Source organism: Treponema sp. Marseille-Q4523 (assembly GCF_016901105.1).
Taxonomy (GTDB): domain Bacteria; phylum Spirochaetota; class Spirochaetia; order Treponematales; family Treponemataceae; genus Treponema_D.
This window is the reverse complement of the sequence record NZ_JAFEVM010000037.1, coordinates 1-24,447: the sequence shown is the minus strand read 5'-3', so window position 1 is coordinate 24,447 and position 24,447 is coordinate 1. Positions and strand designations below refer to the sequence as shown.

Here is a 24,447-nt window from a genome sequence, read left to right as displayed (position 1 = left end):
CCGCTAAAACCTCATTTACAAAATCATCAAGAATCTTACTTGATACAATATCTCTTATAGCGTCTTTAAAAGCTTCTTTTATGCTACCTATTGATTAGGAAATTTCCCACATCCTAAATACCTCAGTAGCTTTCCAAAAGCCGTTTCAAGTCAACCTTTATCGTTTTCGCCGATATACGATATGCAACTCCCCGAATGTTGTCCCGTCCGCTTTAATAAAACGTCTGCACTCCCGTCACGACAAGGCTTACAGCACACGATAAAAGAGCGGCGAACATCGCAATATTTATCCCTTTTCGATGCGTAACGAAAAAACGTTGCATGGACGTTCCCGCAAAAAGCCAGGCAAGATTTGCGACCGGCCCCGTAAACGGCAAAAAAAACGCAGTCAAAAGCAGCGACGTAAATCCTTGTGAATACGGCAGTACGTACGAACTCAGCGCGGTAAAGCAGAAAATCATTACCTTCGCATTCGTCAGCTGTACGAAAAGACCGGAAAAAAAGCCCCGATAAACGACGCACCGTTCGCCGCTTTCATACGTGGTGCGCAAGATGCGGAACGAAAGATATGCAAGATATGCCGCGCCGGCAAACGCAAAGATACCCGCATATTTTTTTACCATACTGCCGATACAATAGGTGAGAACGGCGGATGCGAGCGATACGATCGTAAAGCCTACGAACAATCCCGTCCACTGCTTCAGCGCTTTTTCTTTACCGTACTGCAAGGCGGTATACAGTGACAAAAGATTTGCAGGGCCTGGCGTAACGGCGCCAGCAAAACAAAACAATAAAAACGACGGGATAATTTTGATCGGCATGATGTAAGTATAAACATTTTTCGCTTGAAAAACTACTTGTATACTGCGACCCATCCTATACTAGGGCAGATATTAACAATTTCGTTTCGAAATCAATTCAAAGTGCAAATCACAACGCCCGATATCGAGTAAAAGCGCGGGGCTTCCGGCACGGGGCACTTTTGTGCGGAAAGGACGGCGAAGCGTAGTTGTATGTTATTACGTTTTTGAATACTTTGCAATTATATTTTGCAATTCAAAAAGTGACGATTTACGTAAACAGCGGACAGTCGATTTCCGATCCTTCATTTCATCCGTAAAAGCATCGATAAAGTATCCGTCATATATATATGCGTCTTTTAAATACACCGAAAGAAAATTATCTTCGCCCTTATCGGTTTTATAACAAAAAACAATATCCGGACGATCGGAAACGCAAATTCTTTTCGTTTTCGCAGATGAGATAATACGCCAAACCGTTCGCACTTCTTCATCCGAAAGACAGCTGTCATATATTTTCAATTCTGTGTACACCGGGTATTTTTTATCACACCCGATAAATGCAAAACAAACAAGGAATAAGCACCAAAAACGCATGGTCTTATTCATTTTGATTGTTTCTTGCCGAAATCTCGTCATACATTCGGCATTAAGCGATATCTTGTGCATAACTTTTCGTACATATTAATAATCCCGTTTTAAAATTTGGAGCGCAAAACCCAAGAATCACACTTACTGCAAAGATCGTTATCGTATTTTTGCAAACGTTGCAAAGACACGCAGTTTCTGCAAAAACTACCGAACCCAACGGAATAATAATTATTTACCGTCAGGAACATTTTTCCCTTCAATCACAAATTCCTGTTCGTATTTCGTAGTATATGAATAGTTAATAAAATACGGTTTTCCGTTTTCATCACACAACTCTTTTAATAAATCTCCGTCAATAACATAAGGACTTAATTTATATTGGCCGTTCCATTCAAAACGTCTTATTGAAAAGAAAAAACAAAGCTTATTTTGATATAAACCGAAAAACTTTTTATCAAAATCGGCTTCGATAAATCTTTTTCCCGGCGGATAAAAAACAATATGTTCGGGATCCGTTATATCAAAAATAAAACATATACGGTCATCGTATTTACCTATATTCCCTAGAAGCATCAAAAAAGTCTTATCTTCAAAATTTGCAGAACACAATTTTAAGCTATGTAAATCGAAATCCGATTCATTATAAACGAATTCCTGACCATTGATTTCAAACTTACCTTTTCTACACTCTTTATTATTACCCATCGGATAATACAGAAAAGTCTCAATGCCTTTTATATTTTCAATTGAAAAAATCCAGCATGTAGAATAATCGGAATCTTTTATATACTGAGGTTCAAGCGTACCGCGGTCTTTGATTTGAATTTCTTTATACGGATATTCTTTAAAATCAAATAACGAGCGTAAACTTGTATCCGCAAAGATCAGGACGCTCGACAGTACCAAATATAATAGCATAAATACTTGTCGAACTCCGGATCCCGCCCTACGAACAACTGCTCTACCTTGTTTTTCCCGCATCATAACACGCCTTGCGGCTTTCCAAAAGCCGTTTCAAGTCAGCCTTTATCTCTTTCGCCGATATACGATCAAACGATAAATAGCACGGTAAAAATCCTTTTTGCCTATTATACTCTTCTGTCTGTGCTATCATCTTTCCTGTTACAACAACGTGAGGACGTGCACTGAATCGGACACCAGCGGCTCTGCTGTCTTCCTGTAATTTTTGATACGCTTCTCCTCGCTCCATCAATATGTCATATAGATATCTATCAAATGAATAAATTATCCTTTCGGAAAAGCCTAATGTCCATGCAGGTGTAGGTGCGTCGGTCACCAATAAATAATCATCGTCGATATTCGGAAAATCGTGATAGCGCATAAAAAAGATATCTGTTGCATGTGGTTTCAATTCGTGTCCTTGCACGCTCATCGCCCCGCCCCAACATTCATAATTAATAAGAAAAAAATCATGTTCCGAAACTCTCGTTTCCCTAACGCAAAAACCTTTTGTCTTTAGATAAATCGCAAATACTCGTATTATAAAATGTCTCGCGTATAAAATCTCTTTAGCCGTCAATTGTCCCCAATCTTTTGATGCATCGATATGCATTATTTCCATATTAATAATCCTATCTTAGAATTCCGAGCTCAAACCGCAACGGTACACTCATGACAAACATTGCGACCAGCGAACACTTGTTCCCGCATCATCCCCTTAAAAATCGGGTTCGCATTCGAAAGCGACCCGCTCGCCCGTTGCAGGATGGATAAACGACAGATACGAAGCGTGAAGCATGAGACGCTCTCCCGCCCCGCACGTTCCGTACAAAGAATCGCCGACGATCGGGAGACCGAAGCCGTGCATATCGCTTGACGCGACGCGCAGCTGATGCGTGCGCCCCGTGTGCGGAATAAACAAAATGCGCGTCACCTTTTTATTTTTACCGTCGGTTCCGCGGTACCAATTATAGCCGATTTTTTTCCATTCGGTGATGCCGAGTTTGCCGTTTGCTTCGTCGTAGATGCGTTTCGGGCGGTTCGGCCAATCGAGAGAAAACTTCAATTCCATGCGCCCTTCGACGACGCTCGGAAGAGGTGCGCATCGGCCGGGCGCGTTTTCGAGAGAGCCGTCAAGCAGTGCGATATAGCGCTTATGCACATCGCCTTTTTCGAACTGCATCGAAAGCGAGCGCTGCGCGTCCTGCGTAAAGGCGAGCACCATGAGCCCCGACGTTTCCATGTCGAGCCGGTGCACCGACGGATACGGAATCGTTTTCGGAAAGAGGCGCTTCATACGGTTTACGACGCAGTCCTGTTTTTTAGGCCCGCGTCCCGGAACGGAAAGGAGTCCACTCGGCTTATTGACGACAAGGATCGCGTCGTCGCGGTAGACGATTTCGAGACCGAGCATCGAAGGCAAAACGAGCGCGCAGCGTTCGTCGCATGGCGGATAGGATGTGCCGCTCTCTTTGCTTTGCGTCGGCTTACCCCAATACATTTCATCCATGCTTACGGGAAAAAGCGAGTGCGAAAACGCGTAGTCGAGCAGTTTCGGCGCACAGCAGTCGCCGGTACCTGTCGGCGGCAATTTCGTTTTGCAGATATCGCTAAGATGCCGAACGTTTCCGTCTATGCAGTGAAATCGATAGAGTTCATGCACTTTTCGAAGCGACTCCGTCGTTAATATTTCCCTCTCGGCGGCGATGCGGCGCCGGGCGTTTTCGGGAGCGCTTTTCAATTCCGCGGTCAATTCGTGGATGCGTTTGTCGTTCGGTAAAAGCGCGCAAGCAATAAGCTTTGCATTCACGATCGGCGGCACCCATATTCCCTCGGACTCGCCTTCGGCGACGAGACTGTTGCCCGAAACCGCGTTGAGAATTATTTTATTGCCTTCGGTATCGGCACAGATGAGACATCCGATCATAACGCCGTGCCCGTCGCGCTCTTCGCTCGGAAGCGACACTTGTTTTAAAACGAGGGAACCGTCTTGAAGCCGCTCGAAAATCTTTTTCAGATAGAGATGTGCGCGTTTTGTCGGAAGAGGCGGAAACATCGGCTAACAAAGCCTCTCGCAGTCGGCACCGTAATCGATTCCCGTAAAAATTTTAAACTGCTTGTAGCCCTGATACTTGAGCATTTCCGCGCCGTTGCAGGTTTTGCAGCCCGCTTCCGAAGCGCGTGCCATGATCGGTGTGACGGCGGGCACGTACACCAAATCGAATATCGTTTCCGTTCCGTTGAATTGATAAAAATACAGCGGGTCGCCGTCTTTCGACGCTTGCCCGTCCGAGTTCATGCCCTTCGACGTCGTCTGAATGATGATGTCGGCGTACTTTTCGATTTTTTTCGCAGCTTCCGGTCCGAGCGGTGCATAGTCGAAGCCGTACCGCTCGGCAAGCGCTTTCGCATGAGAGAGCGTTCTGTTGAAGACACACGCTTTTGCGCCGAGGGATTTTACAACGTACGCGACGGCTTTTGCAGCTCCTCCCGCACCGATGATCGCAACACGGCGGCGGCGAAGTTTTTTTACGCCGAGAAAACGCAAAAGCGCCGTTTGAAATCCGTACGCATCGGTATTGCAGCCCGCCCACCCCTCGTCGGTGTGTACGACGGTATTGCACGCGCCGATCGCCTCCGCTTCTGAATCGAGCTTTATCAATTCGGGGATCACGGCTTCTTTGTGCGGAACGGTTACCGCAAGCCCCCGCACGCCCAAGTATGCCGCACAGTCGAGGACGTCGGAAACGGACGGCGAGCGCAGCGGCAAAAGAAGTGCATCGATATTATTGATTTTATATCCTGTGTTATGAAGCGCGGGGCTCGATGTTTTCGGAAGCGGCCATCCGGTCACCGCATAAAGCGCAGTCCGATCGCTTAAAGAGCGGAAACGATATACGTCGTTCAACGTTACCGGATCGATATGTCCGATGCCGGAAATATTGTTTTCCGTTTCTTCGGGCGACACGTAGGTGAGGTACGAATGAAGTTTATATGCCAAAATACGCGAAACCTGTCCGAGCGGGCCCATCGCGCACAGTATGTGCTCGTAATCGGTCATCGACTCCGCTTCGCGGAACATATCGGAAACGTCGGCAAGCGTTTTCGGCATAAAGGCGATCTTCGGGATTTCATAGCCGGTCGTGCGCATCGCTTCGCACTTCGCTTTGAGATTTTTTATCGGCTTTTCCATGTCGTGGCAGCTTCTGATGATGCGGACGCCGAAAGCGAGTGAGGCATCTTGTAGACTCGGCACGCGGAAATCTTCTTCAAAATCGACGTACGCGAAATTCTTTTGCGGGTTTTGGTCGGCAAACGCGAGGGCGCGTCCGAAAAGCATCGTACGCGACATTTCATTGCTCGTAAATCTTCCGCCGTCGGCCGTACGGCGGATCGTCAATATGCACGGTACGTTGACCATCGCCGGAAAGCGGCGCACCGAAAGCTGTTCGTCAGGAGCAAGGAAATCGACGCGGAGTTCTGCGACGTCGATATAGCGGTTATACTTCCGCACGAGAGCCGCGTTCTCTTCGAGCGTCGGGGATGTAAGCGTCAAACAGACAAGCGGTTGACTCATCGGTATATCCTCATCGATGATTATTAATTATTAATTTAACGGACGGAGATACGCTTGTGTTCTTTTTCTCCGGCGGACGATACGACATAAAGCACAAGCTCCGTACCTTTCGGAACGGCGTAGGGGATCGTAACGGCACCTCCCGGATGAGAAAATGTCACAATCGTATAGGCGTCTCCGTCTTCCGGTTCCGCAGTCAGCTTTATCTGTACGGGATAAGGATAAGCCGGCAGCACGTCTTCAAATATGCCGTATATGTTGCCGCCTTGGGCTTGACGCGGAAATGCGAATTCGACCGCGACATGCGTATAATTTGCGATGAGTTCTTCGGAAAAAGTCTGCTCGTGCACGACCGTTCCCGCACCTTCGCCCGGCTCCGCTGTATGCGCCGTAAAATCGAAGACGAGGCGCGTACGCGACATCTGCTGAAGCACGTCGCTCACGGAATTGCCGATCAAATCGGGAACTCTCGTATTTTCGAAATTCGGTCCGCGGCTTACGACAAAATGCACCGTTACGGGATCGGTTATATTCGTACCTTCCGGCGGATCCTGTTCGAGGATCGTACCCGCTTCGGCGGTATCGGCTTTATACTGCGGAGAGGCGATGACGATGAGCGGCCGCGCCGTTCCGGCAAAGAGCGTTTGCAGTTTCATGCGCACCGAGTCGATATTTTCTCCGATATAATTTTCCACGTGGTCGATGACGACGCCGCGGCTTACGACGAGCGAAATGTGGCTGAATCCTTTTCTGATCGCTCCTCCCGACGGATCCTGTTCGAGGATCGTTCCCTCGTCACCCGGCGTTTCCGAATAGCGCAGTTGGATTTCAGGGTACAATTTTTTCGCCTGCATTTCGATAAGCGCCGTCGTCAGTTTTTTCCCCGTAACATCGGGAACGAGCACCTGTTCGGGACCTTTTACGTTTACGCTAAAGACGGCGAGGCATGCAAGCGCCATCACGACAAAGGTGACGATGACAGTCGATAAAAGCAGTTTGCCGTTCGATTGGAGTTTTTCAAGCGCAGCGTGAAAATCGATTTGAAATGCTTTTTCTTTTAATTTTAATAATATATCTTTGAGCTTCATATCAATCGTATCCTCGACGGTTTTTTATCGTATCATTTTCCGCGTACATAATCAATGTTGCAATTGCGGACGGAAGCTGAATATCGCCTGCAATACGGCATCTCGTTCGTCCTCATCGGCATAGCTTATGCGCCGCATCCCTTTTCCGCTGACTTCCAATTCTACGATGCACTCTCCCCGTATTTCGCCCGTCTCCGAACCTTTTTTTGCGCCGCATATAGCCGTAAACAAAATCACTTCTCCTTCCGTTACGACACCGTTTTCATACACGCCCGACGAACGCAACGTCGAAGCTTCTCGGACGGCGATTTCCGTTGCGAGCAATGCGACGGCGCAGAGCATCCATTTAAAATAAAATCGCAGATCGACGAAGACGCTGAAAAGCATGATAAAGGGAGCGCAGGCGATGATCGCCGCCGAAAATTTGGTGGGGCGCGGCCGCGCCGAAAATATGCATTTTCCCGCGCGTTTTAAAATCAGTTTTTTCCGCAAAAAAATCGTTAAAACGAGCAGCGCGTACAAAACCGCCGACGCGGCGTACACGACTTTCGTTATCGTTGCGTCCATTTTTACCGCCGCCTCCGCTTGAGCCACACGCCGAGCGCGCGGCGCGAATTTTCAAATGCGAGCGGAACGGCGGCAAGCTCCGCATCGTTCGTGATCCGCACTGCCGTGAAGCTTTCGACTTCGCTCTTTTGCGCACGAAGATTTTTTATCAACGCATCGATCGTTTCGATGCCGCGCGGAAGGGATGCACGGTAAAATACGTCGCAGGTTTTATACAAAATGCGTTTATACTCATACGTGTTCGGAAACGAGCACAGGTATTGTACGCGCCGTATTTCCAAAGCCGCTTCTTCCCTGCATTCGCGAAGAGCCGCTTCGTCGGCGCTTTCGTCCGGATCGATAAAACCGCCGGGCAGCGCGAGAAATCCCTTGCGCGGTTCCTTAGCGCGTTTTTCAAGCAGCACATTTCCTTCCCCGTCGGCGACGATAACGCACACGGCGGCGGCGACGTTGTGATACAGCGTAAAAGCGCAGTCGGAGCAAAACCATTTTTTGTTATCGACAAAGCCGATATTCTTTCCGCCGCACATGGGGCACAAATTAAAATTATTGTTGCAGTTCATGAAAAACACCTTTCGGTCAGCGCATCCGCAAGCGCTTCCGATCTCCGTATCGTCTGCATGACGAGCGGTACAAAAAGCGGAATGAGCGAGCGCACGCGGCCGAAAAATCCTTTCGCATCCCTGAGTCCGCCGCGGATGAGCTGCGTTTTAATAATTTCCGACGCTTCGTCCAAAAGCAAGGGCATAAAGCGAAAAACGATTTCCGTTATTATGATAACGTATCGCACGGGAATATGAAATACGGCAAGCGGTTTTAACAAAACCGAAAGACCGTCGACGATATCGTATTCCGGCGTCGTGTATGAAAACGAAAGTATACAGGCGATAGCCCCTTCGGTGCGGATGAGCGTCGTAAGGCAGAGCAAAAGCTTCGACGGCGTGACGGTAAAATATCGATAAGCGAGGAACATCCGTTCGCCTTCAAGCGGCGGATAAAAAATCATCTGAAAGATACAAAAAAACAGCAGGAGCGGAACCGTTTTTACGAGCGATAAAAAAAGGCGCCGCTTCGGATACTTCGCCAAGAACGCGTAGATGAGCGAAAGCAAAAACATACACGCGCATAACGAAAGCGGACGGGCGGCAAGAGAGGCGGCAAAGAGTGCGATAAAAACGATGAATTTAACTGCCGGCGGAAGTTTCGCTGCGATACCGCCGTTTTTTTTGAGGTTCCCCGTATTCGCCGAAGCCGCGCGGATCGAATTTAATAATTTCGCGCCTTCAAGCGGCATCTGCACCGTATCGGGAAGCGCATGCCGTTTCATCTGCGCATTGAAACTTGAGGCACCATCCGCATCGGGTTTTCCCTTTTTAATAATTTTCCCGCCGTTCGATGAAGCCGCTTTACTTCGAACGAGAAAAAGATTGCCGTCCCGAACGGATATCTCTTCGTCGGCAAAATCGGCTTCGTCCGGGCGGTGCGTGCTGAACAGCACCGTATGTCCCGAAACGGAGAGCGAGCGGAGGAGAGCCATCGTCTTTGCGCGGGAAGGTCCGTCGAGCCCCGCAGTCGGTTCATCGAAGAGCAGTACCGGAGCGTCGAGCGCGATGATCCCCGCAACGGCGAGCCGCCGTTTTTCGCCGCCCGAAAGCTCGGCCGTCTGCCGTTCGGCGTATTCTGCGTACGGGATGCCCGCTTCATCCATCGAGCGCTTTACGAGCGAAACGAGCGCTTTTCCCCGAACACCGCGGTTTCCGGGCCCGAAGGCGACGTCGTCTGCGGCAAAGCGTTCGAAAAGGGCTGCATCGCTGTTTTGCCTGCACAAAGCGGGACGCGAATCGCAGCGGATTTCGCCGTAAGACGGAGCGAGCAGTCCCGCCGCCATTTCCAGCAGCGTCGATTTGCCGCTGCCCGAAACGCCGGTGAGTGCGGTGAGCGTCCCTTTTGCAAGTGAAAAATTAATATTGTTAAAAACGACGTTTTCGCCGTAGGAAAAGCCGACGTTGCAAAAGGCGAGAGAGGCTTCGGTTTTTGCGGCCGCGTCTGCCGTGCACGCTTTCGTGCCGGTCTCTTGCGCGGCAGTTTGAATCGAGGTCGCATTCGCAGGCGATGTATGTACCGCCGCCGCACACGTTTCCGTTCCGGCTTTGAACGAATTCGAAGCAGCGGACAAATCCGTCGGTTTTTTATTATTTTTTTTGAAAACGGAACGTACGAGGCCGTCTCCCGTAATGCGTTCGCACAATTCGGTATCGGTAAAAAAATCATCCGTCGTTCCCGAATATACGACCTTCCCCTTTTCCATCGCGATGACATCCTTCGCTTTTCGGATCGCATCCGTATCGTGCGTGATGTGGACGACCGTACGCCCCTTTCGAACCCAATACGAAAGAAACGCAAATATATCGTTTTTCGAATCGGGGTCAAGCATGGAAAGCGCTTCATCGAGTATGATCACATCGGGATCGATCGCGATGATGCCGGCGAGCGCTTCTTTTTGCGTTTGCCCGAGAGACAGCGTTACGGACGGCGAAGAGGCTTTATGAAGCAGACCGACGACGGTAAGCGATTCGATCGTGCGGAGTTCGACTTCATCGGGCGAAAGGGCGAGGTTTTGCGGACCGAAAGCCGTATCGCGGAAAACGACGCTGCAGATGATTTGATCTTTCGGCGATTGAAACACGAGAGCCGAGCGGACGCCGCTCGCATACGAAACTTCGCCGCAGTCGGCATCGAGAAGCCCACACAAAATCCGCGCAAGCGTACTCTTTCCGCTTCCGTTCAATCCGACGACGGCCGTATATGAACCGTGCTCGAGCGAAAAATCGACGTCGTTGACGGCCGGCATATTTTGCTGCGGATAAGTGTAGCTTACGTGATCGACGGAAAGAACTCGCATCGCACTTATCATATCCGAAACGGCGGAAAAAGCCAATTCGCATATTTGTCGTGTGCAGCATTTTTTCGTACGCTTACCGATTTACGCATATGTCGGTTCGTGTTTTGCCGAACACACATTCGGCGCGGCATTTGACGGTCGAGCGCATTCGCGGTATTGTTATCGTTATGGAAGATACAGCAATCGTATATTATTCGCTCGACGGAAATACCGACCATATCGCCCGGCGCATTGCAGAAAAAACGGGCGCAAAACTCATACGGCTCGAAACGAAAAGAGCATACCCGCGTAAAGGGTTCAAAAAATTTTTTATCGGAGGACGCGATGCTCTCTTCGGCGCACGACCCGAATTGAAAGCTTCTCTTCCCGATCTTGCGCCTTTCGGCAACATCGTCATCGGCACTCCCGTTTGGGCAAGCCGTCCCGCTCCGGCAATCAATACTTTTTTGCGGCGCGCAAAGCTTGACGGAAAACGCATCGCGCTCTTTGCCTGTTCGGGCGGAGGACAAGCGGAAACCTGTCTCGATAAAATGCAAGCGCTGCTTGCCGGCAATGAAATTCTCTGCCGAGTATCCTTTATAAATCCCGTGTTCAAAAGAGGAAAAACGGTCGACGACGCGATCGACGGAATCCTCTCCGCTCTGTCAGAGTGAAAGCGTTGCGTGTAAAATTTTACGAAACTATCACGTGTCCTCAATGATACCGCAGGAACGAATCGAAAGTGTAAAAATCTTTCTTGACAAAGCGAATATAAGGTCATAATATAGAAAGGTATCGCTATGAATGACACAGCGATCGTTTAATAATATTTGGAGGCATGGATAATGCAAAAGAAAGCACTTTCATTTACGCTGATCGCGTTTGCCGTTGCGGGTTTGATTTCCTGCGGCGGTAAATCGATCAAAAACGGAACCTACACTTCGTCCATACAGGGTATGAACGATGCGATCGAAGTATCCGTTACGATTGCAAACAAAAAGATCGCGGATGTACGAGTCACGAAAAACTCGGAAACGCCGGGAATCGGCAGCCCCTTGATGGATGCGAACGGCACGGTTTTGACGGCAGGAGGAATGGCTCCTACCGAATTGATCCCCGCCGAAATCGTAAAGCATCAGTCGGTCAACGTCGATGTCGTAACCGGTGCGACGATCACGTCGGCAGCAATCAAAGCGGCGGTATCGAACTGTCTGAAAGAAGCGAAAGCGGATCCCGCCGATTGGAATGCAAAACCGGAAGCGGCAGCCGCTCCGGCGAATGCGAGCGCCGATGTCGTCGTTGTCGGCGGCGGCGGTGCGGGACTTGCGGCGGCTATCGCGGCAGGACAGCAGAATAAATCGGTCATCATCGTGGAAAAGAACGGCGAAGTCGGAGGCGATACGCTCGTGTGCGGTGCCATCTACAATACGCCCGACGAAGCGCTGCAGAAAAAAGCGACGATGGGTGATGCGGTAAAACGCACGATCGAAGCGGCTCTCGCCGAAGCTCCGAAAAGCGGCGAACACGCCGCGCTCCAAGCGCAGGTGCGCTCACAGTGGAATGCATACAAAGCGAGCGGCAGAACCGACCTCTTCGATTCGAAAGAGTGGTTCGCGCTCCAGACGTGGAACGGCGGTGATAAAGTCGGTAATTTGAACCTCGTCAAAGTGTTGTGCTACAACGCATACGACGGACTTAACTGGATCGACGATTTGGGCATGAGCTTTTCCGACGTCATCAGTCAGGGAGCGGGTTCTCTGTGGCAGCGCACCCACACCAGTACGATGAAGATGGGAACAGGCTTCATTTCGACCTATGTTGAAAGCATCGCCAAAATGAACAATATCACGGTTATGGTCGAGACGACGGGTAAATCGCTCGTGAAAGACGGCGACAGAGTTACCGGCGTCGTGTGCGCCGACAGAAACGGCAATCAATTTACCCTTTCGGCAAAGGACGGTGTTATCCTCGCGACCGGCGGTTTTGCCGCAAACGGCGCGATGGTGCAAAAATACAATACGTCGGGCAAATGGCAGGATTTGAGCAAAGTCGCGACGACGAACCGCTTTTCGTGTTCTCAGGGAGACGGCATCGAAATGGCCGTCGCTGCAGGCGCTTCGCTCACCGATATGGAACAACTCCAGCTTTTGTATCTCGGTAACTTAAAAGACGGACAGCTGACGAAGTATCCGCCGAGAGACGTCAACGGCACCGACCAGATCATCTTTATCAATAAAGAAGGCAAACGCTTTACGAACGAAGGCGGCAGGCGCGACAATATTTGTCTCGCGGTTTTTGCACAGCCCGATAAAGTGTTCTATATGCTCGAATCCGGCGACGGCGACAAATACAAAGATATCAAAGATCCTTCATGGAGAAGTGCCGACGGATTTACGTTCGACTATCTCGAATCGAACGGCTATATCTACACGGGCAACACGCTCGAAGAGCTTACCGGAAAACTCGGCATGAACGCTGCGACGCTCCAAGCGACGATCGACACGTTCAATGCGAGCGTCGATTCCGGCCGCGACGAATTCGGCAGAACGCTCTATTCGACGAAGCTCACGAAGGGTCCGTGGGTTGCCACTCCGCGCCAAGCCTGCGTTCACCACACGATGGGCGGCGTTACGATCGACACGAGCGGACACGTCATCGGCACGAACGGAAAAGTTATCCCCGGTCTGTACGCTGCAGGTGAAATCACCGGAGGCATACACGGTGCGAACCGCTTGGGTGGAAACGCCGTCGTCGATACGGTCGTATTCGGCAAGCTTGCAGGCGATACGGTTGTCGCGGATGCGCGGTAGCTGTAGCGGAACAGAGGCTTAGACAGGCTAAGCCCTAACATAAATCGCCGCCGATTTTCGGCGGCGGTTTTTTTATGCCGAGCGCCGTATTGACGTAAAAAGGTCCTTTTACTATACTCGCATCATAACCGGGGTGGAAACGGCAGTGCCGTGACCTGAGATCATACCCGCAGAATACCGTACGGTATTCCAACCTGATCCGGATAATGCCGGCGGAGGAAGACTATGAACGCTCATCGTTTTATCCTTTCAATTTTATTAATTACCGATCTCTTCGTATCGGCTGCGTGCAGTAAAAAAACTGCGGTGCAGGGCGCACGGAAAAAAGAAGTCGTCGTCTACACTTACGATTCTTTTATGAGCGAGTGGGGGCCGGGAAGTGCGATCGCAAGCGGTTTTGAAAAAGCGACCGGCTTTTCCGCCGTATACGTAAACTGCGGAGATGCCGCGCAGATCCTTTCGAAAGCCGTGCTTGAAAAAAACAAAGTACAGGCGGACGTGCTTCTCGGTATCGACAACAATTTAATAAATAAAGCGCGAAAAGAAAACGTTCTTGTATCTTTTAAACCCGAAGGCGCCGACGACGTCATCCCGACCGAGCTTTCGGACGGCTTGGGCGGCGATTGGCTCCTCACGCCCTACGACTGGAGCAAATTCGCGCTCATCTACGACACGCAGTCGAATACGCCTGCACCGAAAAGTCTTGAAGATTTAACGAAAAGCGAATACGCAAAAAAACTCATCCTCATGGATCCGAGGACGAGCACGCCGGGGCTCGGATTCGCCGCGTGGACGATCGCCGTGTTCGGAAGCGATTACGAAAGCTATTGGCAAAAGCTCAAGCCTGCCGTATTGACGATGGCGTCCGGCTGGAGCAGCGGTTACGGTCTCTTTACGAAGGGAGAAGCGCCGCTCGTCGTAAGTTACGTGACAAGCCCTGCCTATCACGTCTATGCCGATAAAACGAACCGTTACCGGGCGCTCATATTTTCCGAAGGACATGTTGAACAGATCGAAGGCGCGGGTCTCGTAAAAGGTGCGCCGAACGAAGAAGGTGCAAAAGCGTTTATCGCCTACCTTATCGGAAGCGAAGCGCAAAACGCGATCCCGCTCACGCAGTGGATGTACCCTGCAAATAAAACGGTTGTCCTTCCCGAATGCTATGCGCTCGTATCTTCTGCAGAGTCGAAAACGCTTACGTACGATGCGCTTGCCGTCGAAGGAGCCGTTCCGCGCATCATCGAAGCGCTCGGCAAATGACGAAGCGCCGCACGGGAATCTTCGAATACGGGGCATGCGCGATCGCTTCGGCACTTTTTATTTTAATAATCGGAGCCTTTGCCGTCGCCTTTGCCGCCTCTTTTTTGCCGCTCTTTACGAAAACCGAAAGCGCGTGCATCGCAGGGGGATATATAGCCCGCGTCGCGCTTCGCACGTTTGCCATCGCTTTTTTTTCCACGTTGACGGCTGCGGCAGTCGGTATCGGCACAGCTTTTTTTACCGCAAACAGAAGCTTTCCGGGAAAACGCCTTATCCTTTCGCTTTCCGCCGTTCCGCTGTGCGTGCCGTCGTTGGTTATCGCGCTCGGCTTTGTCACCGTATTCGGCATCAACGGAACGGTCAATTCAATTTTAATAAAAATCTTTCATGTGAAAAACGCACCGCTTACCTTCCTTTATTCGACGGCGGGCATCGTCGTCGTACAGGGCTTCTACAATTTTCCGCTCGTCACCGCCGTCGTTTCATCTTCTTGGGAAACGCTTTCGTCCGTAAAGCGCGATGCCGCACGAATGCTCGGAGCGAACGAGCGGCGCATCTTTTTTACCGTGACGCTGCACGAGCTTTCCCCCGCGATAGCGGCATCCTGTGTCCCCGTATTTCTCTACTGCTTTTTCAGCTTTATGATCGTACTCCTGTTCGGCAGTCCCGGCTCTTCGACGCTTGAAACGGAAATATATCGAGCGGCGCGCGCTTCCCTCGATTTTAAAACGGCGGCCGTCCTTGCGCTCATCGAAACCCTGTGTGCGATGACGGTGCTCTTTGTCTACGGCGCGTGCAAGAGTACGGCAGAAACGGGAGAAGTGCGGCATACGGGTGAAGCAATCGCTCCTCCGATAGGGTGCGCGCCTTTTGAAGAAAAACCTGCGAAAATCATCGAATGCGTTTTTGCCGCCTTCCTCGCTTTCCTCGTCGCACTTTTTTTTCTCGCGCCTCTTGCAGGGATCGCAGCCGGAGGTTTTTCGACACAGGGCGGACTTCCATCCTTTATTAAAATTATCAATTCGCAGGGATTCAAAAAGGCGCTTTGCGGTACGTGCATGACCGCTCCCTGTACCGCACTTTTATGCGTGACGGCGGGGTTCACCTACGCTTCATATATCCGCATCCGCGACCCGCTCGGAACATCAGAAATGCTCAGGACTCTTCCTATGCTTCCGATGGCGCTTTCGTCGGTCGTTATGGGAGTCGGTATGACGATCGCCGTACGCCGCGCGTCAGTAGCAACGCTCGTCTTAGCCGAAGCCGCCCTTGCGTGGCCGCTCGCGTTCAGGCAAATCTACGCATCTTTGTGTACCGTATCACAGGCGACGATCGACGCCGCTCGCATGCTTTCACCTGTCGCGCCCGATACGGTGTTCCGCATTATGATTCCGTCCGCAAAGCGCGGCATCGTTTCGGCATTCGGTTTTTGCTTTGCCGTAAGTATGGGAGACACGGCGCTGCCGCTCGTTCTTTCCGTACCTCGTTTCGACACGCTTTCGTTGTATACGTATCGACTCGCGTCTGCATATCGATTTTCGGATGCGTGCATCTGCGGTACGATCCTCTGCGTTTTGTGCGCCATCGTCTTTGCGTGTTGTAAAAAAATTAATAATTTCGGAACCGCGTATGGATAATTATTTTATTGCGGATAATCTTTTTCGCGTGTGGGATTCGGTTACCGTCGACTTTTCATTTACGGCGGCGAAAGGCACGATGACCGTCATCGTCGGAAAAAGCGGAAGCGGAAAGTCTACCGTGCTCCGTCTCATTGCGGGACTCGAACAACCGAGCAGGCGAAATGACGGAAAAGAATGCGTTATAGCGCTCGACGGAAAAATGTTGACAAAAATCGCTCCGGGAAAGCGGGGCGTCGGCATGGTCTTTCAAAGTCCCGCGCTCTTTTCTCATCTGACGGTCGCGGGAAACGTCGCGTACGGGCTTCGCAGTAAAGGCATCGACAAAAGACGGGCGGAAGCCGAAGCGGAAAAATATATTGCGGAATTCGCTCTCGGAGGCTTCGGAAAACGCATGCCCGATACGCTTTCGGGCGGCGAAGCTCAGCGCGTATCGCTCGCACGGACACTCATCGTAAAGCCGCCCCTCGTCCTCTTTGACGAACCGCTTTCGTCGCTCGACGCGCCGCTTCGAAAAAAGCTCGCCCTCGATATCCGCGAAAGTCAAAAGCGCGAAGGTTTTACCGGAATCTTCGTCACGCACGATATAGCCGAAGCGAAAGCCGTCGCGGACAATATTATCGTAATGGAAAGCGGCCGAAAAAAATGGGAAGGAGCGAGCGAAGACTTCAGCGAAGCGATGATCGAATAGCCCGAATAGCGGCGTATGTCGAAACAGCGGCAAACCGGCGTACACACGGCGAACAACCGACAACCGGTGACACGACGTAAATAGACGTAAATCGGCATATTGCCATAATTCGGTAATTATGCTATAGTTCGCACATATTTGCCAACTTAGCTCATCCGGTAGAGCATCGCATTCGTAATGCGGCGGTGATCGGTTCAAGTCCGGTAGTTGGCTTTTTTCTTTATGTCTACGGATCAGCGCTGCGGTCTTTTATGGATCGACGTCCCCGAACGCGCGGACGGCTCGGATGCGGATCTCTATTCGCTCGTACCCGTGCCTGAAAAAGCGATTTTCGAAAATGCCGATAAAGGCGCAGCTTCGTCGTCGCAAAGCGCACACATCTTTATCGAAGGCGATAACTATCCCGTTTTGAAATGTTTATGCAAATCTCGGCGCAATGCAATCGACGCGATATACATCGATCCGCCGTACAACACGGGTTCCGATATTACTTACAAAGACAGCCGCTTTTTACGCCGCTTTCCCGACGGCTCGCTCATTTCCAAAAACGATCCCGCCCGCCACTCCGCTTGGCTTTCGTTTATGTCCCGCCGTCTCGAGCTTGCGAGGGAACTTTTGTGCGAGCGCGGCTGCATTTTTATTTCGATAGGCGATGAAGAGTACGCGCGCTTGCGCCTGCTCGGCGATGCGGTTTTCGGTGAAGAAAATTACGTAAACGATTTTATGTATGTTCACGGAAAAGGGAAAAAAGATTCGTGGTCGCGCACGGTAACGCAGCACACGCTCTGCTTTGCAAAATGCAAACGTTCTCTTCCGCCGTTCGAAGCCGCGGAAACGGCGGATTGGGCGCATTCCAACGCGGACGGCGATCTTCGCGGTCCGTGGTTTTCGGGCAGCATTTCGTTTACCGAGTCGCGATCGAATCCGAAGCACGTCAATTATTTTTCCATTACGTCTCCTTCGGGCAAAACGTGGACGCGCCAATGGCTGTGCGGTAAAGACGAAATGGAAGATCTGATCCGCGACGGCCGCATCTACTGGGGAAGAGGCGGAAACGGCGTGCCGCGCAAAAAGATTTTCAACGGAGAAAAAAGCCGCGTTATTCCGAAAAATATCATCGCGTGCGCCGACTCGACGCGGGAAGCGCAACGTTATCTCGACGATCTCCTCGGAGTTAAAAACGCTTTCGTCAATCCGAAACCCGTAAACCTCATCGAATACCTGCTTGAAATGATGAGCCTTCCGCGCGATGCGGTCGTCCTCGATTTTTTTGCAGGGAGCGGTACGACGCTTGAAGCGGTGCTGCGCCTTAACAAAAAACACGGCGTCTCTTTCCGCTGCATCGCCGTTCAGTCGGCGGAAAAAGCCGCCTGCGCCGAATTCGATACGATCGCCGACATCGCCTACGAGCGCATACGGCGCGTCGTGTGCGGATATACCGACGGACGCGGCAAACGCGTTGCCGCTTTGGGCGGAGAACTCGAATACTACAGGCTTTTTAATGCGTAAGTGATAATGGGCTAAACTTGTAATTGCCGTGCATTCGGTCTGATTGCCCATTATCAATTATTACATCAGCAAAACCGCGATGTGATACACGATGAACGACAGGATTAGCGCGCTTGCGATATAGTAAAACGCGATCGATGCCGTCCATTTGAGCGAATGCGTTTCGCGATATGTCGCCGTAACGGCCATGAGGCAGGGCACATTGAACGAAACGGCGAACATAAAGGCGAGCGCTTCCGCTTTTGAAATCGACTCGGGCAAAACGGATGCGAGGTTTCCGCTCGAAGCGCCTGCGGTTTTCGACAAAAAGGTCGCCGTCATAACATCGCCCGTTCCGACATAGAGCGAATTCAATACTCCGAGCACCGCTTCTTTTGAAACGGCGGACGCGAGAAAGGCGATAAAAGTCTGCCAGCCCAATCCGAAAAAACGCGTGACCGGTTCGATGTACGTGCCGAATCGATAGATGATGCTGTTTTCCGCGCGTCCCGTCGATGAAAACGACAGCGCCCAAAAAATTACCGAAATCAAAAATATGACGCGGAGCGCACGCTTAAAGATGTCCCACGATTTTGCAAACGACGTATAAAGTACGTTTGCCCACCTGGGCCGGTGGTACGGAGGAAGTTCCATGAGCATGCCGGTACGCTCTGCGGCGGGCGAAAGCTTGTTGCCGAAAATCTTTGCCGTGATGAATATCATAAAAAACATATACGCATAGATGCCGAGCATGACGAGGATGCCGTACGCGCCGAAAAAAATCGTCGCAAGCGTCGGCATGACGGTCGCGATGGCGGCACAGGGTACCGCCCACGTAAGCATGATCGTCAGTATGCGCTGTCCCCAATTGTCGATGACGCGCGCGCCTGCGGCTCCTCCGATCGTGCAGCCCAAACCCATGAGCATGGGGCAGATGCTTTTTCCCTGCAGCCCGAGCTTTGTCATCGTTCCGTCGAAAGCGTAGGAAATGCGCGCCAAAAACCCGGTTTCTTCGAGCGCCGTAAACGTAAACGTTACGCCGACGACAAAGCCCGCCATCGCGGCGGCAAAGTACACGACATTCGGGATCAAATCGGCAGCAAGCGATTCCAAAAAAGGAGCCGCGTGTCCGGCCTGCATGAGGCGATGGAGAAGTGGAGATGCGAGACGCGGAATAACGGAGCCGATACCCATGAGCGGTATGGCCATGATCATAGACGCGACGAACGCGAGCAGCATGACGACAACGGAAAGCGGCTTTCCCCAGCGGCGGCTCGTAAAGATGCGGTCGGCTTTTGAAAGCGTTGCGCGCTTTTTTTCGCCCGAGACGACGCCGTCGAGCAGCGCTTCGATCCATTGAAAGCGGGCATTCGCAAGTTCCATTTCGCTTTTCGTACCGCCGCACAGAGCGTCGAGTTTTTCCGTATCGATTTTTTTCGGATTATTAAATTCGTTTCGAAGTATATCTTTCAGTTCGGGATATTTTTTTCTGTCGGCGGCGACAAAGGGAACGACGGTGATGCCGAGCCGCTTTGAAAGGAGTGCCGTGTCGATCGATTTTCCCTGCAGTTTTGCGACATCCATCATATTGAGGATCAAAACAGCCGGCACGTGCATCGGTGCGAAGTCTGCGAGCATGTAGAGATTGCGCCTGAGCTGAGAGGCGTCGGCGAGGACGCAGACGATGTCGGCTTTACCGGATGCGATGTAGTCACGCGTGATTTCTTCTTCCTGTGAACCCGCCGAAAGGGAATAGCTTCCCGGAAGATCGGCGACGATGTATCGCTCTCCGTCAATGGTGAAATAGCCTTCTTTTTGTTCTACCGTTTTTCCGGGCCAATTGCCGACGTGCTGGTGCGAGCCCGTAAGCCCGTTATACAGCGTGGATTTTCCGGAATTCGGCTGTCCGAGCAATGCGATTGTCTTTGTCATAATCGGTTCTCCGCTTCTACGAAAATTTTACCGAGATCGCCGCAGCTGATCGCGATCAGCGTATCGCGCGCTTCGATGAGTATGGGCTGTTTTTTTTCGTGCCTCACGACGGTGAGCGGACAGCCGACCGTAAGCCCCATCGACGTGACCCTTCCGATAAAATGCGCGTCTCCTGCGATATCGGTTATCGTTCCGGAAAAGCCTTCCTTCGTTTCGCTCAGCGACATAGCACCTCCGTTATATCTCCCGCAATTTTTAGAAACGCGTTCGGTATGCGCAACCAAAAAGATAGCCTAGGCTAATATAACTATAGCACAGGTTTCCGTATTACGCCACAGAAATTTTATCCTATGATTATTTTGCCGTAGTCGATGCCGTAAGAAGCTGTTTTGTAATAAGACCCGCACAATGGAAAACTCACAATGCGGGGCGTTGCGGGGTGTCCCCGCAGTGGGGACAGCAAAAAAGACCGGAGCGCGAAGCGCGAGGACTTTGGAGCGAGGGGGAGACTTCCCCCCTTCAGATCATTTCGCTTTTCAGTATCGATGCAGAATTTCAGCGAGATTTCAACAAATCGTGTTGCCGAAAACGGACTTCTCTGGTATACTGAAAATTATGCCGGTGATAACGAATTTCGGTACGCTTCTCCGTTCGTACGCGAATAAACAAAATTCCGCATTTGTCAATCTTCGCGATTTTTGCGATTATATAAAAAAATACGCGGAACATTATATCGAAGAAGAACCCGGCTTGGTTTGCTACCTCGGCAATACGGAAGATACGGTTATCGCGGAGCTGCAAAAGCTTGAAGCAAAGCACCTCGTAGCTATGCTGGAGCGTAACGGCGACAAACAGATCATCATCGTCATCATGTACTATACGGTCAGGTTTGCGCAGCGCTATAAAGAGCTTGCGTTCAATCCTGCCGTCCCTTTTCCGACGCTGACGGATTTACCGAAACAGCTTTCATCGGATGCGCTGGAAAAAAAATCGGCGTCCGATCTGCTTACGTCGCTTTTTGTAAAACAGGATTTAAAATCGCCGAAGCTCTATGTCGTCCAGCTGCCGCGCAACGTGCCTTCCATTTTGTTTCCCGAATGCGTGCCTATAGAGATGCTCGTCGATGCAGCGCTTTCCAAAATCCGCACGATGCTCAAAAAAGAAGAGTATCACGATTATTTTTTAAAAAAACTCCGCAACGCGAATCCCGGAAAAGAGATTTCCATAAAAACTTTTTTTGAGCAGTTTGTCACGAAGCAGGACAGCGCATCGCAGCTGTTGGAATCGTCTGCGAACTCCTTTTATTCGTGGAGCCAGCTCTGTTATTTTATCAGACAGGATTTTGAAAAGGTAAAAGACACGACGCTTGAAGACGCGAATCTCCTGCAGGCGGTTTCGATCGCGGAATTGCATCTTTTGATGCTCAAAAATAAAGTGCAGGAACAGCAGCAAAAAGACGAGGCGCTCGAATTGCTCGAAGCTGCGCTCGATAAGCCACCGTATTTTTATCCGATGAGCGCGATCGTCAAGATGACCGATCCGAAGGGTATGCCGCTCGGCAACCGCTACACCGACGACGATTTGAAAAAATTTCTTGAGCGGCTTACGACCGAAAGCAAAGACGGTGAGCTGCCGCGCCTGCTCGTCTTTAAGATCGATTCGGGTACGAGATATTTTGTATATAAGTCGAAAGTATTTCCGCTGATCATACGATTGTGCAACGAAGCGCACAGCGTCATAAAGCAGAATCTCACGAATAAATGGCATAAGGCACTCGAAAATTTTGAAAAGCTTCCTGAAATGCATGACAGGCAGCGTTTCGAGTCGGTGCTTAAAACGCAGGTTGAAAAAACATCCCCTGTTTTGTATGCACTGCTCAACGCCAACTTTTTGACTCTGCTCGATATCGAACTGCAAAACAGTACAAGCGGCGGAAACTTCCGTCTCTTTTCGAACGGACGGCTTTTACCCTACGCCGAGCTGCTTATGATCGGAAATGCGACGGTGCTTGCAAATGCAAAGATATTGCTGCCGTTTTGGTATTCGATCCCGGTCGTTTCGCAGATCATCGGATTTTTTATGCGCGGTTCGAAAAAGAAAAAAAGAGAAGCTGCGGTCGAAGAAGTTAAAAGTACGAATTCGACGAATAAAAATATACGTCCCGCAACGAAGCGCGAAGCGATCATACAGGCTGCAAAAACGGTCGAAAACGATCTCGTCCCCGAAGGCTCGACGGTAGACCGCGAACTCGATTCGTACTGCAAGCAATGGAATAAGCTGATATCGCCGGATGCCCACCGCCAGCTTACCGAAGACGTCAATTCCCTGATCCGCGGCTATATGCGCAGAGTTATCCATACGATTTCGGCTCAGACGTTTACGATCGAGCGTGTGCGGAGCCTTGCAGAAGCTCTTATTAAAACGCCGAATATGCAAAAGATCACGGAACAGGAGTCGCTGTTTATGTACGTGCAGCTCTACATCCTGCGCCTCATCAGTAACGGTTAGTCGATACCGGCGTGCGCGATCGGAATGCTCGAAACGGCACGCTGCCGGAACCTCGTCCACGCATAGTTTTATTCGGTTTTTCCAACCCGCCTTGGTGAGCGAAACGGTCGGAAAATTTCGAGTTTTAGAAAACTCAAAATTGAACCTAATAATTATCGAACTTTAAAATTTTGGAATGATATATGAAAACGCAGACCATGCTCAAAAAGCTGAAACTCTCGAACGCCGAATTCGATAGAATCGCGGACGCGGTCGCAAAAGCCGAATCGAAGACGACAGGTGAAATCAAAATCGTACTCGCGCCGGAAAGCGCGCACTATGCGTTTTGGGAACTGCTTGCCGCCGTATGCGTTGCAGCCGCCGTCTTTGCTTTTCTCTTGCCCTTTGCGGGAAAGATAAGCGATGCGTACGATCTCTTTGCGTGGACGGAGCGGACGTGGATGCTGCCGGGGATGTACGGCTTTGTGTGCTTTGTAAGCGCAGCCGCGGCGTTCAGACTTTTCAATATTCCCGCGCTCGACCGCATCGTTGTGCCGAAAAGCGTTCGGGTCGCGAGCGTTACGCGGCGGGCATTCCGACTCTTCGTCGAATGCGGCGTCTGCGATACGGCCGAACGTTCGGGCATTTTGATTTTCATTTCGTATTTGGAACGACAAGTGCGCATCGTCGCCGATTCCGGCATTTCAAAAAAAATATCGCACGATCTATGGCGTATCATTTCGGATGAACTCGCGGCGGAGATAAAATCCGGAAATGCGGCGGACGCTTTCGTCGGCGCGATCGAAAAATGCGGAGAACTCCTCGCCGAGCACTTTCCCGCCCGTGAAGAAAATCCGAACGAACTGCCCGACGGTCTTATCGTACTGGAGGATGCGGAATGGTATTGAATCGAACTGCGACCGGAACATTCCGGATTTCGAAAAGCGCGCCGTCATCTTCGTTGATAAAATTCTTCCGCACGACGGTGCTGCTCTGTCCGCTTTTGCTGATCGCGGCTTTTCCGCTTTCGGCGCTCGACGTTCCCCCGCTCTCAGGCCGCGTTGTCGACAATGCGAGCCTCTTGAGCTCTTCAGAAAAAGAAGAGCTTTCGTCCTATCTCGGATCGCTTGAAGAGGCGACAGGCGCTCAAGTCGCAGTTTTGACCGTCGCAACGCTCGCAGGCGACTCGCTCGAATCGTTCGGCATCAGAGTCGCCGATACATGGAAACTCGGACAAAAAGGCGAAGACAACGGCGCGATCCTCATCGTTGCGCTTGCCGAACGAAAAATACGCATCGAAGTCGGCTACGGTCTCGAAGACAAACTCACCGATATGAAATGCGGCCTTATCATACGGAATGTCATCGCACCGTATTTTCAAAACGGCGACTACGGCGAGGGCATTACCGCCGGCGTAAAAAATATGGCGGGTATCGTTGCAGGCGACGCCGACCTCGTTTCAAAGCGTGTCGCGGGCGAAGCACTTCCCACAGACGTGATCCCCATCGCCGCGTTTATCATCTTTTTTCTGATCAATGTGCTGTTTGCGATGATAAGCGCTCGTTACAACAGGCGATATCCTTCAAGCAGGATATACCGTTCGGCATTCGGAAACGATTTTTTTTCGTCGAGTTCAGGCGGAGGCTTTTCGGGTGGAAGCTCTTCCGGAGGATTTTCA

At 50.9% G+C, this 24,447-nt stretch carries 20 protein-coding genes and 1 tRNA gene; 10 read left to right on the top strand and 11 right to left on the bottom strand.

Going from position 1 to position 24,447, the window contains the following annotated elements:
* Positions 1-212 precede the first annotated feature (212 nt).
* From JSQ97_RS10730 to JSQ97_RS10690, 9 genes are all read right to left on the bottom strand, one after another.
* Positions 213-821 carry a LysE family transporter gene (locus JSQ97_RS10730; RefSeq protein WP_205076050.1) on the bottom strand — a complete coding sequence of 203 codons (609 nt, stop codon included), beginning with the start codon at positions 819-821 and terminating at the stop codon, positions 213-215.
* 798 nt (positions 822-1,619) lie between these two features.
* On the bottom strand, positions 1,620-2,375 hold the full coding sequence (locus tag JSQ97_RS10725) for a hypothetical protein (protein ID WP_205076049.1): 756 nt from the start codon (positions 2,373-2,375) through the stop codon (positions 1,620-1,622).
* On the bottom strand, positions 2,353-2,973 hold the full coding sequence (locus JSQ97_RS10720) for a hypothetical protein (RefSeq protein WP_205076048.1): 621 nt from the start codon (positions 2,971-2,973) through the stop codon (positions 2,353-2,355). Before JSQ97_RS10720 ends, JSQ97_RS10725 begins: the two co-directional genes overlap by 23 nt.
* 96 nt (positions 2,974-3,069) lie before the next feature.
* Positions 3,070-4,407 (bottom strand): RluA family pseudouridine synthase, encoded by a 1,338-nt coding sequence (locus JSQ97_RS10715; RefSeq protein WP_205076047.1) that lies wholly within the window; start codon positions 4,405-4,407, stop codon positions 3,070-3,072.
* Between the two features lie 3 nt (positions 4,408-4,410).
* On the bottom strand, positions 4,411-5,928 hold the full coding sequence (locus JSQ97_RS10710) for a type I 3-dehydroquinate dehydratase (protein ID WP_205076046.1): 1,518 nt from the start codon (positions 5,926-5,928) through the stop codon (positions 4,411-4,413).
* 35 nt (positions 5,929-5,963) lie between these two features.
* A complete protein-coding gene (locus JSQ97_RS10705; RefSeq protein ID WP_205076045.1) occupies positions 5,964-7,016 on the bottom strand; it encodes a PASTA domain-containing protein in 1,053 nt (350 codons plus the stop codon).
* Positions 7,017-7,067: 51 nt separating this feature from the next.
* On the bottom strand, positions 7,068-7,583 hold the full coding sequence (locus JSQ97_RS10700; protein ID WP_205076044.1) for a hypothetical protein: 516 nt from the start codon (positions 7,581-7,583) through the stop codon (positions 7,068-7,070).
* A gap of 2 nt (positions 7,584-7,585) precedes the next feature.
* Positions 7,586-8,146 carry an NUDIX hydrolase gene (locus JSQ97_RS10695; RefSeq protein ID WP_205076043.1) on the bottom strand — a complete coding sequence of 187 codons (561 nt, stop codon included), beginning with the start codon at positions 8,144-8,146 and terminating at the stop codon, positions 7,586-7,588.
* Positions 8,143-10,485, bottom strand: a complete 2,343-nt coding sequence (locus tag JSQ97_RS10690) for an ATP-binding cassette domain-containing protein (RefSeq protein ID WP_205076042.1) — start codon at positions 10,483-10,485, stop codon at positions 8,143-8,145. The genes JSQ97_RS10695 and JSQ97_RS10690 overlap by 4 nt, the downstream gene beginning before the upstream one ends.
* A 167-nt stretch (positions 10,486-10,652) precedes the next feature.
* Between JSQ97_RS10690 and JSQ97_RS10685 the strand changes: the two genes are divergently transcribed.
* The 7 genes from JSQ97_RS10685 (at position 10,653) to JSQ97_RS10655 (ending at position 18,371) form a co-directional block, all read left to right on the top strand.
* Positions 10,653-11,138, top strand: coding sequence for a flavodoxin family protein (locus tag JSQ97_RS10685; RefSeq protein WP_205076041.1), 486 nt, complete (start codon positions 10,653-10,655; stop codon positions 11,136-11,138).
* Positions 11,139-11,309: 171 nt separating this feature from the next.
* Positions 11,310-13,274, top strand: a complete 1,965-nt coding sequence (locus JSQ97_RS10680) for an FAD-binding protein (protein WP_205076040.1) — start codon at positions 11,310-11,312, stop codon at positions 13,272-13,274.
* Between the two features lie 225 nt (positions 13,275-13,499).
* Complete coding sequence (locus JSQ97_RS10675; protein WP_205076039.1) at positions 13,500-14,534, top strand: thiamine ABC transporter substrate-binding protein; 1,035 nt, start codon at positions 13,500-13,502, stop codon at positions 14,532-14,534.
* Positions 14,531-16,171 carry an ABC transporter permease gene (locus JSQ97_RS10670; RefSeq protein WP_205076038.1) on the top strand — a complete coding sequence of 547 codons (1,641 nt, stop codon included), beginning with the start codon at positions 14,531-14,533 and terminating at the stop codon, positions 16,169-16,171. The genes JSQ97_RS10675 and JSQ97_RS10670 overlap by 4 nt, the downstream gene beginning before the upstream one ends.
* Complete coding sequence (locus JSQ97_RS10665) at positions 16,164-16,862, top strand: ABC transporter ATP-binding protein (protein ID WP_205076037.1); 699 nt, start codon at positions 16,164-16,166, stop codon at positions 16,860-16,862. The genes JSQ97_RS10670 and JSQ97_RS10665 overlap by 8 nt, the downstream gene beginning before the upstream one ends.
* Positions 16,863-17,002: 140 nt before the next feature.
* Positions 17,003-17,075, top strand: a tRNA-Thr gene (locus JSQ97_RS10660).
* Between the two features lie 9 nt (positions 17,076-17,084).
* Complete coding sequence (locus JSQ97_RS10655) at positions 17,085-18,371, top strand: site-specific DNA-methyltransferase (protein WP_205076036.1); 1,287 nt, start codon at positions 17,085-17,087, stop codon at positions 18,369-18,371.
* A 60-nt stretch (positions 18,372-18,431) separates the two neighbouring features.
* Here the strand turns inward: JSQ97_RS10655 and feoB are convergent, their stop codons facing one another.
* Positions 18,432-20,282 carry a ferrous iron transporter B gene (feoB, locus tag JSQ97_RS10650; protein ID WP_205076035.1) on the bottom strand — a complete coding sequence of 617 codons (1,851 nt, stop codon included), beginning with the start codon at positions 20,280-20,282 and terminating at the stop codon, positions 18,432-18,434.
* Complete coding sequence (locus JSQ97_RS10645) at positions 20,279-20,509, bottom strand: FeoA family protein (RefSeq protein WP_205076034.1); 231 nt, start codon at positions 20,507-20,509, stop codon at positions 20,279-20,281. The genes feoB and JSQ97_RS10645 overlap by 4 nt, the downstream gene beginning before the upstream one ends.
* A 388-nt stretch (positions 20,510-20,897) precedes the next feature.
* Here JSQ97_RS10645 and JSQ97_RS10640 point away from each other — a divergent pair, with 388 nt between their 5' ends.
* The 3 genes from JSQ97_RS10640 to JSQ97_RS10630 all read left to right on the top strand — a co-directional run.
* Entirely contained in the window at positions 20,898-22,790 is a 1,893-nt protein-coding gene (locus JSQ97_RS10640) for a hypothetical protein (RefSeq protein WP_205076033.1), read from the top strand.
* 182 nt (positions 22,791-22,972) lie between these two features.
* Positions 22,973-23,677 carry a TPM domain-containing protein gene (locus tag JSQ97_RS10635; RefSeq protein WP_205076032.1) on the top strand — a complete coding sequence of 235 codons (705 nt, stop codon included), beginning with the start codon at positions 22,973-22,975 and terminating at the stop codon, positions 23,675-23,677.
* A partial coding sequence (locus JSQ97_RS10630) for a TPM domain-containing protein (protein ID WP_205076031.1) occupies positions 23,668-24,447 on the top strand: 780 nt, incomplete at its 3' end. The genes JSQ97_RS10635 and JSQ97_RS10630, both read left to right, overlap by 10 nt.

What these genes read in the sequence shown, in the direction of transcription:
- JSQ97_RS10730 (WP_205076050.1), bottom strand. Translation starts at nt 821, where the DNA reads ATGCCGATCAAAATTATCCCGTCGTTTTTATTGTTTTGTTTTGCTGGC.
- JSQ97_RS10725 (WP_205076049.1), bottom strand. Translation starts at nt 2,375, where the DNA reads ATGATGCGGGAAAAACAAGGTAGAGCAGTTGTTCGTAGGGCGGGATCC.
- JSQ97_RS10720 (WP_205076048.1), bottom strand. Translation starts at nt 2,973, where the DNA reads ATGGAAATAATGCATATCGATGCATCAAAAGATTGGGGACAATTGACG.
- JSQ97_RS10715 (WP_205076047.1), bottom strand. Translation starts at nt 4,407, where the DNA reads ATGTTTCCGCCTCTTCCGACAAAACGCGCACATCTCTATCTGAAAAAG.
- JSQ97_RS10710 (WP_205076046.1), bottom strand. Translation starts at nt 5,928, where the DNA reads ATGAGTCAACCGCTTGTCTGTTTGACGCTTACATCCCCGACGCTCGAA.
- JSQ97_RS10705 (WP_205076045.1), bottom strand. Translation starts at nt 7,016, where the DNA reads ATGAAGCTCAAAGATATATTATTAAAATTAAAAGAAAAAGCATTTCAA.
- JSQ97_RS10700 (WP_205076044.1), bottom strand. Translation starts at nt 7,583, where the DNA reads ATGGACGCAACGATAACGAAAGTCGTGTACGCCGCGTCGGCGGTTTTG.
- JSQ97_RS10695 (WP_205076043.1), bottom strand. Translation starts at nt 8,146, where the DNA reads ATGAACTGCAACAATAATTTTAATTTGTGCCCCATGTGCGGCGGAAAG.
- JSQ97_RS10690 (WP_205076042.1), bottom strand. Translation starts at nt 10,485, where the DNA reads ATGCGAGTTCTTTCCGTCGATCACGTAAGCTACACTTATCCGCAGCAA.
- JSQ97_RS10685 (WP_205076041.1), top strand. Translation starts at nt 10,653, where the DNA reads ATGGAAGATACAGCAATCGTATATTATTCGCTCGACGGAAATACCGAC.
- JSQ97_RS10680 (WP_205076040.1), top strand. Translation starts at nt 11,310, where the DNA reads ATGCAAAAGAAAGCACTTTCATTTACGCTGATCGCGTTTGCCGTTGCG.
- JSQ97_RS10675 (WP_205076039.1), top strand. Translation starts at nt 13,500, where the DNA reads ATGAACGCTCATCGTTTTATCCTTTCAATTTTATTAATTACCGATCTC.
- JSQ97_RS10670 (WP_205076038.1), top strand. Translation starts at nt 14,531, where the DNA reads ATGACGAAGCGCCGCACGGGAATCTTCGAATACGGGGCATGCGCGATC.
- JSQ97_RS10665 (WP_205076037.1), top strand. Translation starts at nt 16,164, where the DNA reads ATGGATAATTATTTTATTGCGGATAATCTTTTTCGCGTGTGGGATTCG.
- JSQ97_RS10655 (WP_205076036.1), top strand. Translation starts at nt 17,085, where the DNA reads ATGTCTACGGATCAGCGCTGCGGTCTTTTATGGATCGACGTCCCCGAA.
- feoB (WP_205076035.1), bottom strand. Translation starts at nt 20,282, where the DNA reads ATGACAAAGACAATCGCATTGCTCGGACAGCCGAATTCCGGAAAATCC.
- JSQ97_RS10645 (WP_205076034.1), bottom strand. Translation starts at nt 20,509, where the DNA reads ATGTCGCTGAGCGAAACGAAGGAAGGCTTTTCCGGAACGATAACCGAT.
- JSQ97_RS10640 (WP_205076033.1), top strand. Translation starts at nt 20,898, where the DNA reads ATGCCGGTGATAACGAATTTCGGTACGCTTCTCCGTTCGTACGCGAAT.
- JSQ97_RS10635 (WP_205076032.1), top strand. Translation starts at nt 22,973, where the DNA reads ATGAAAACGCAGACCATGCTCAAAAAGCTGAAACTCTCGAACGCCGAA.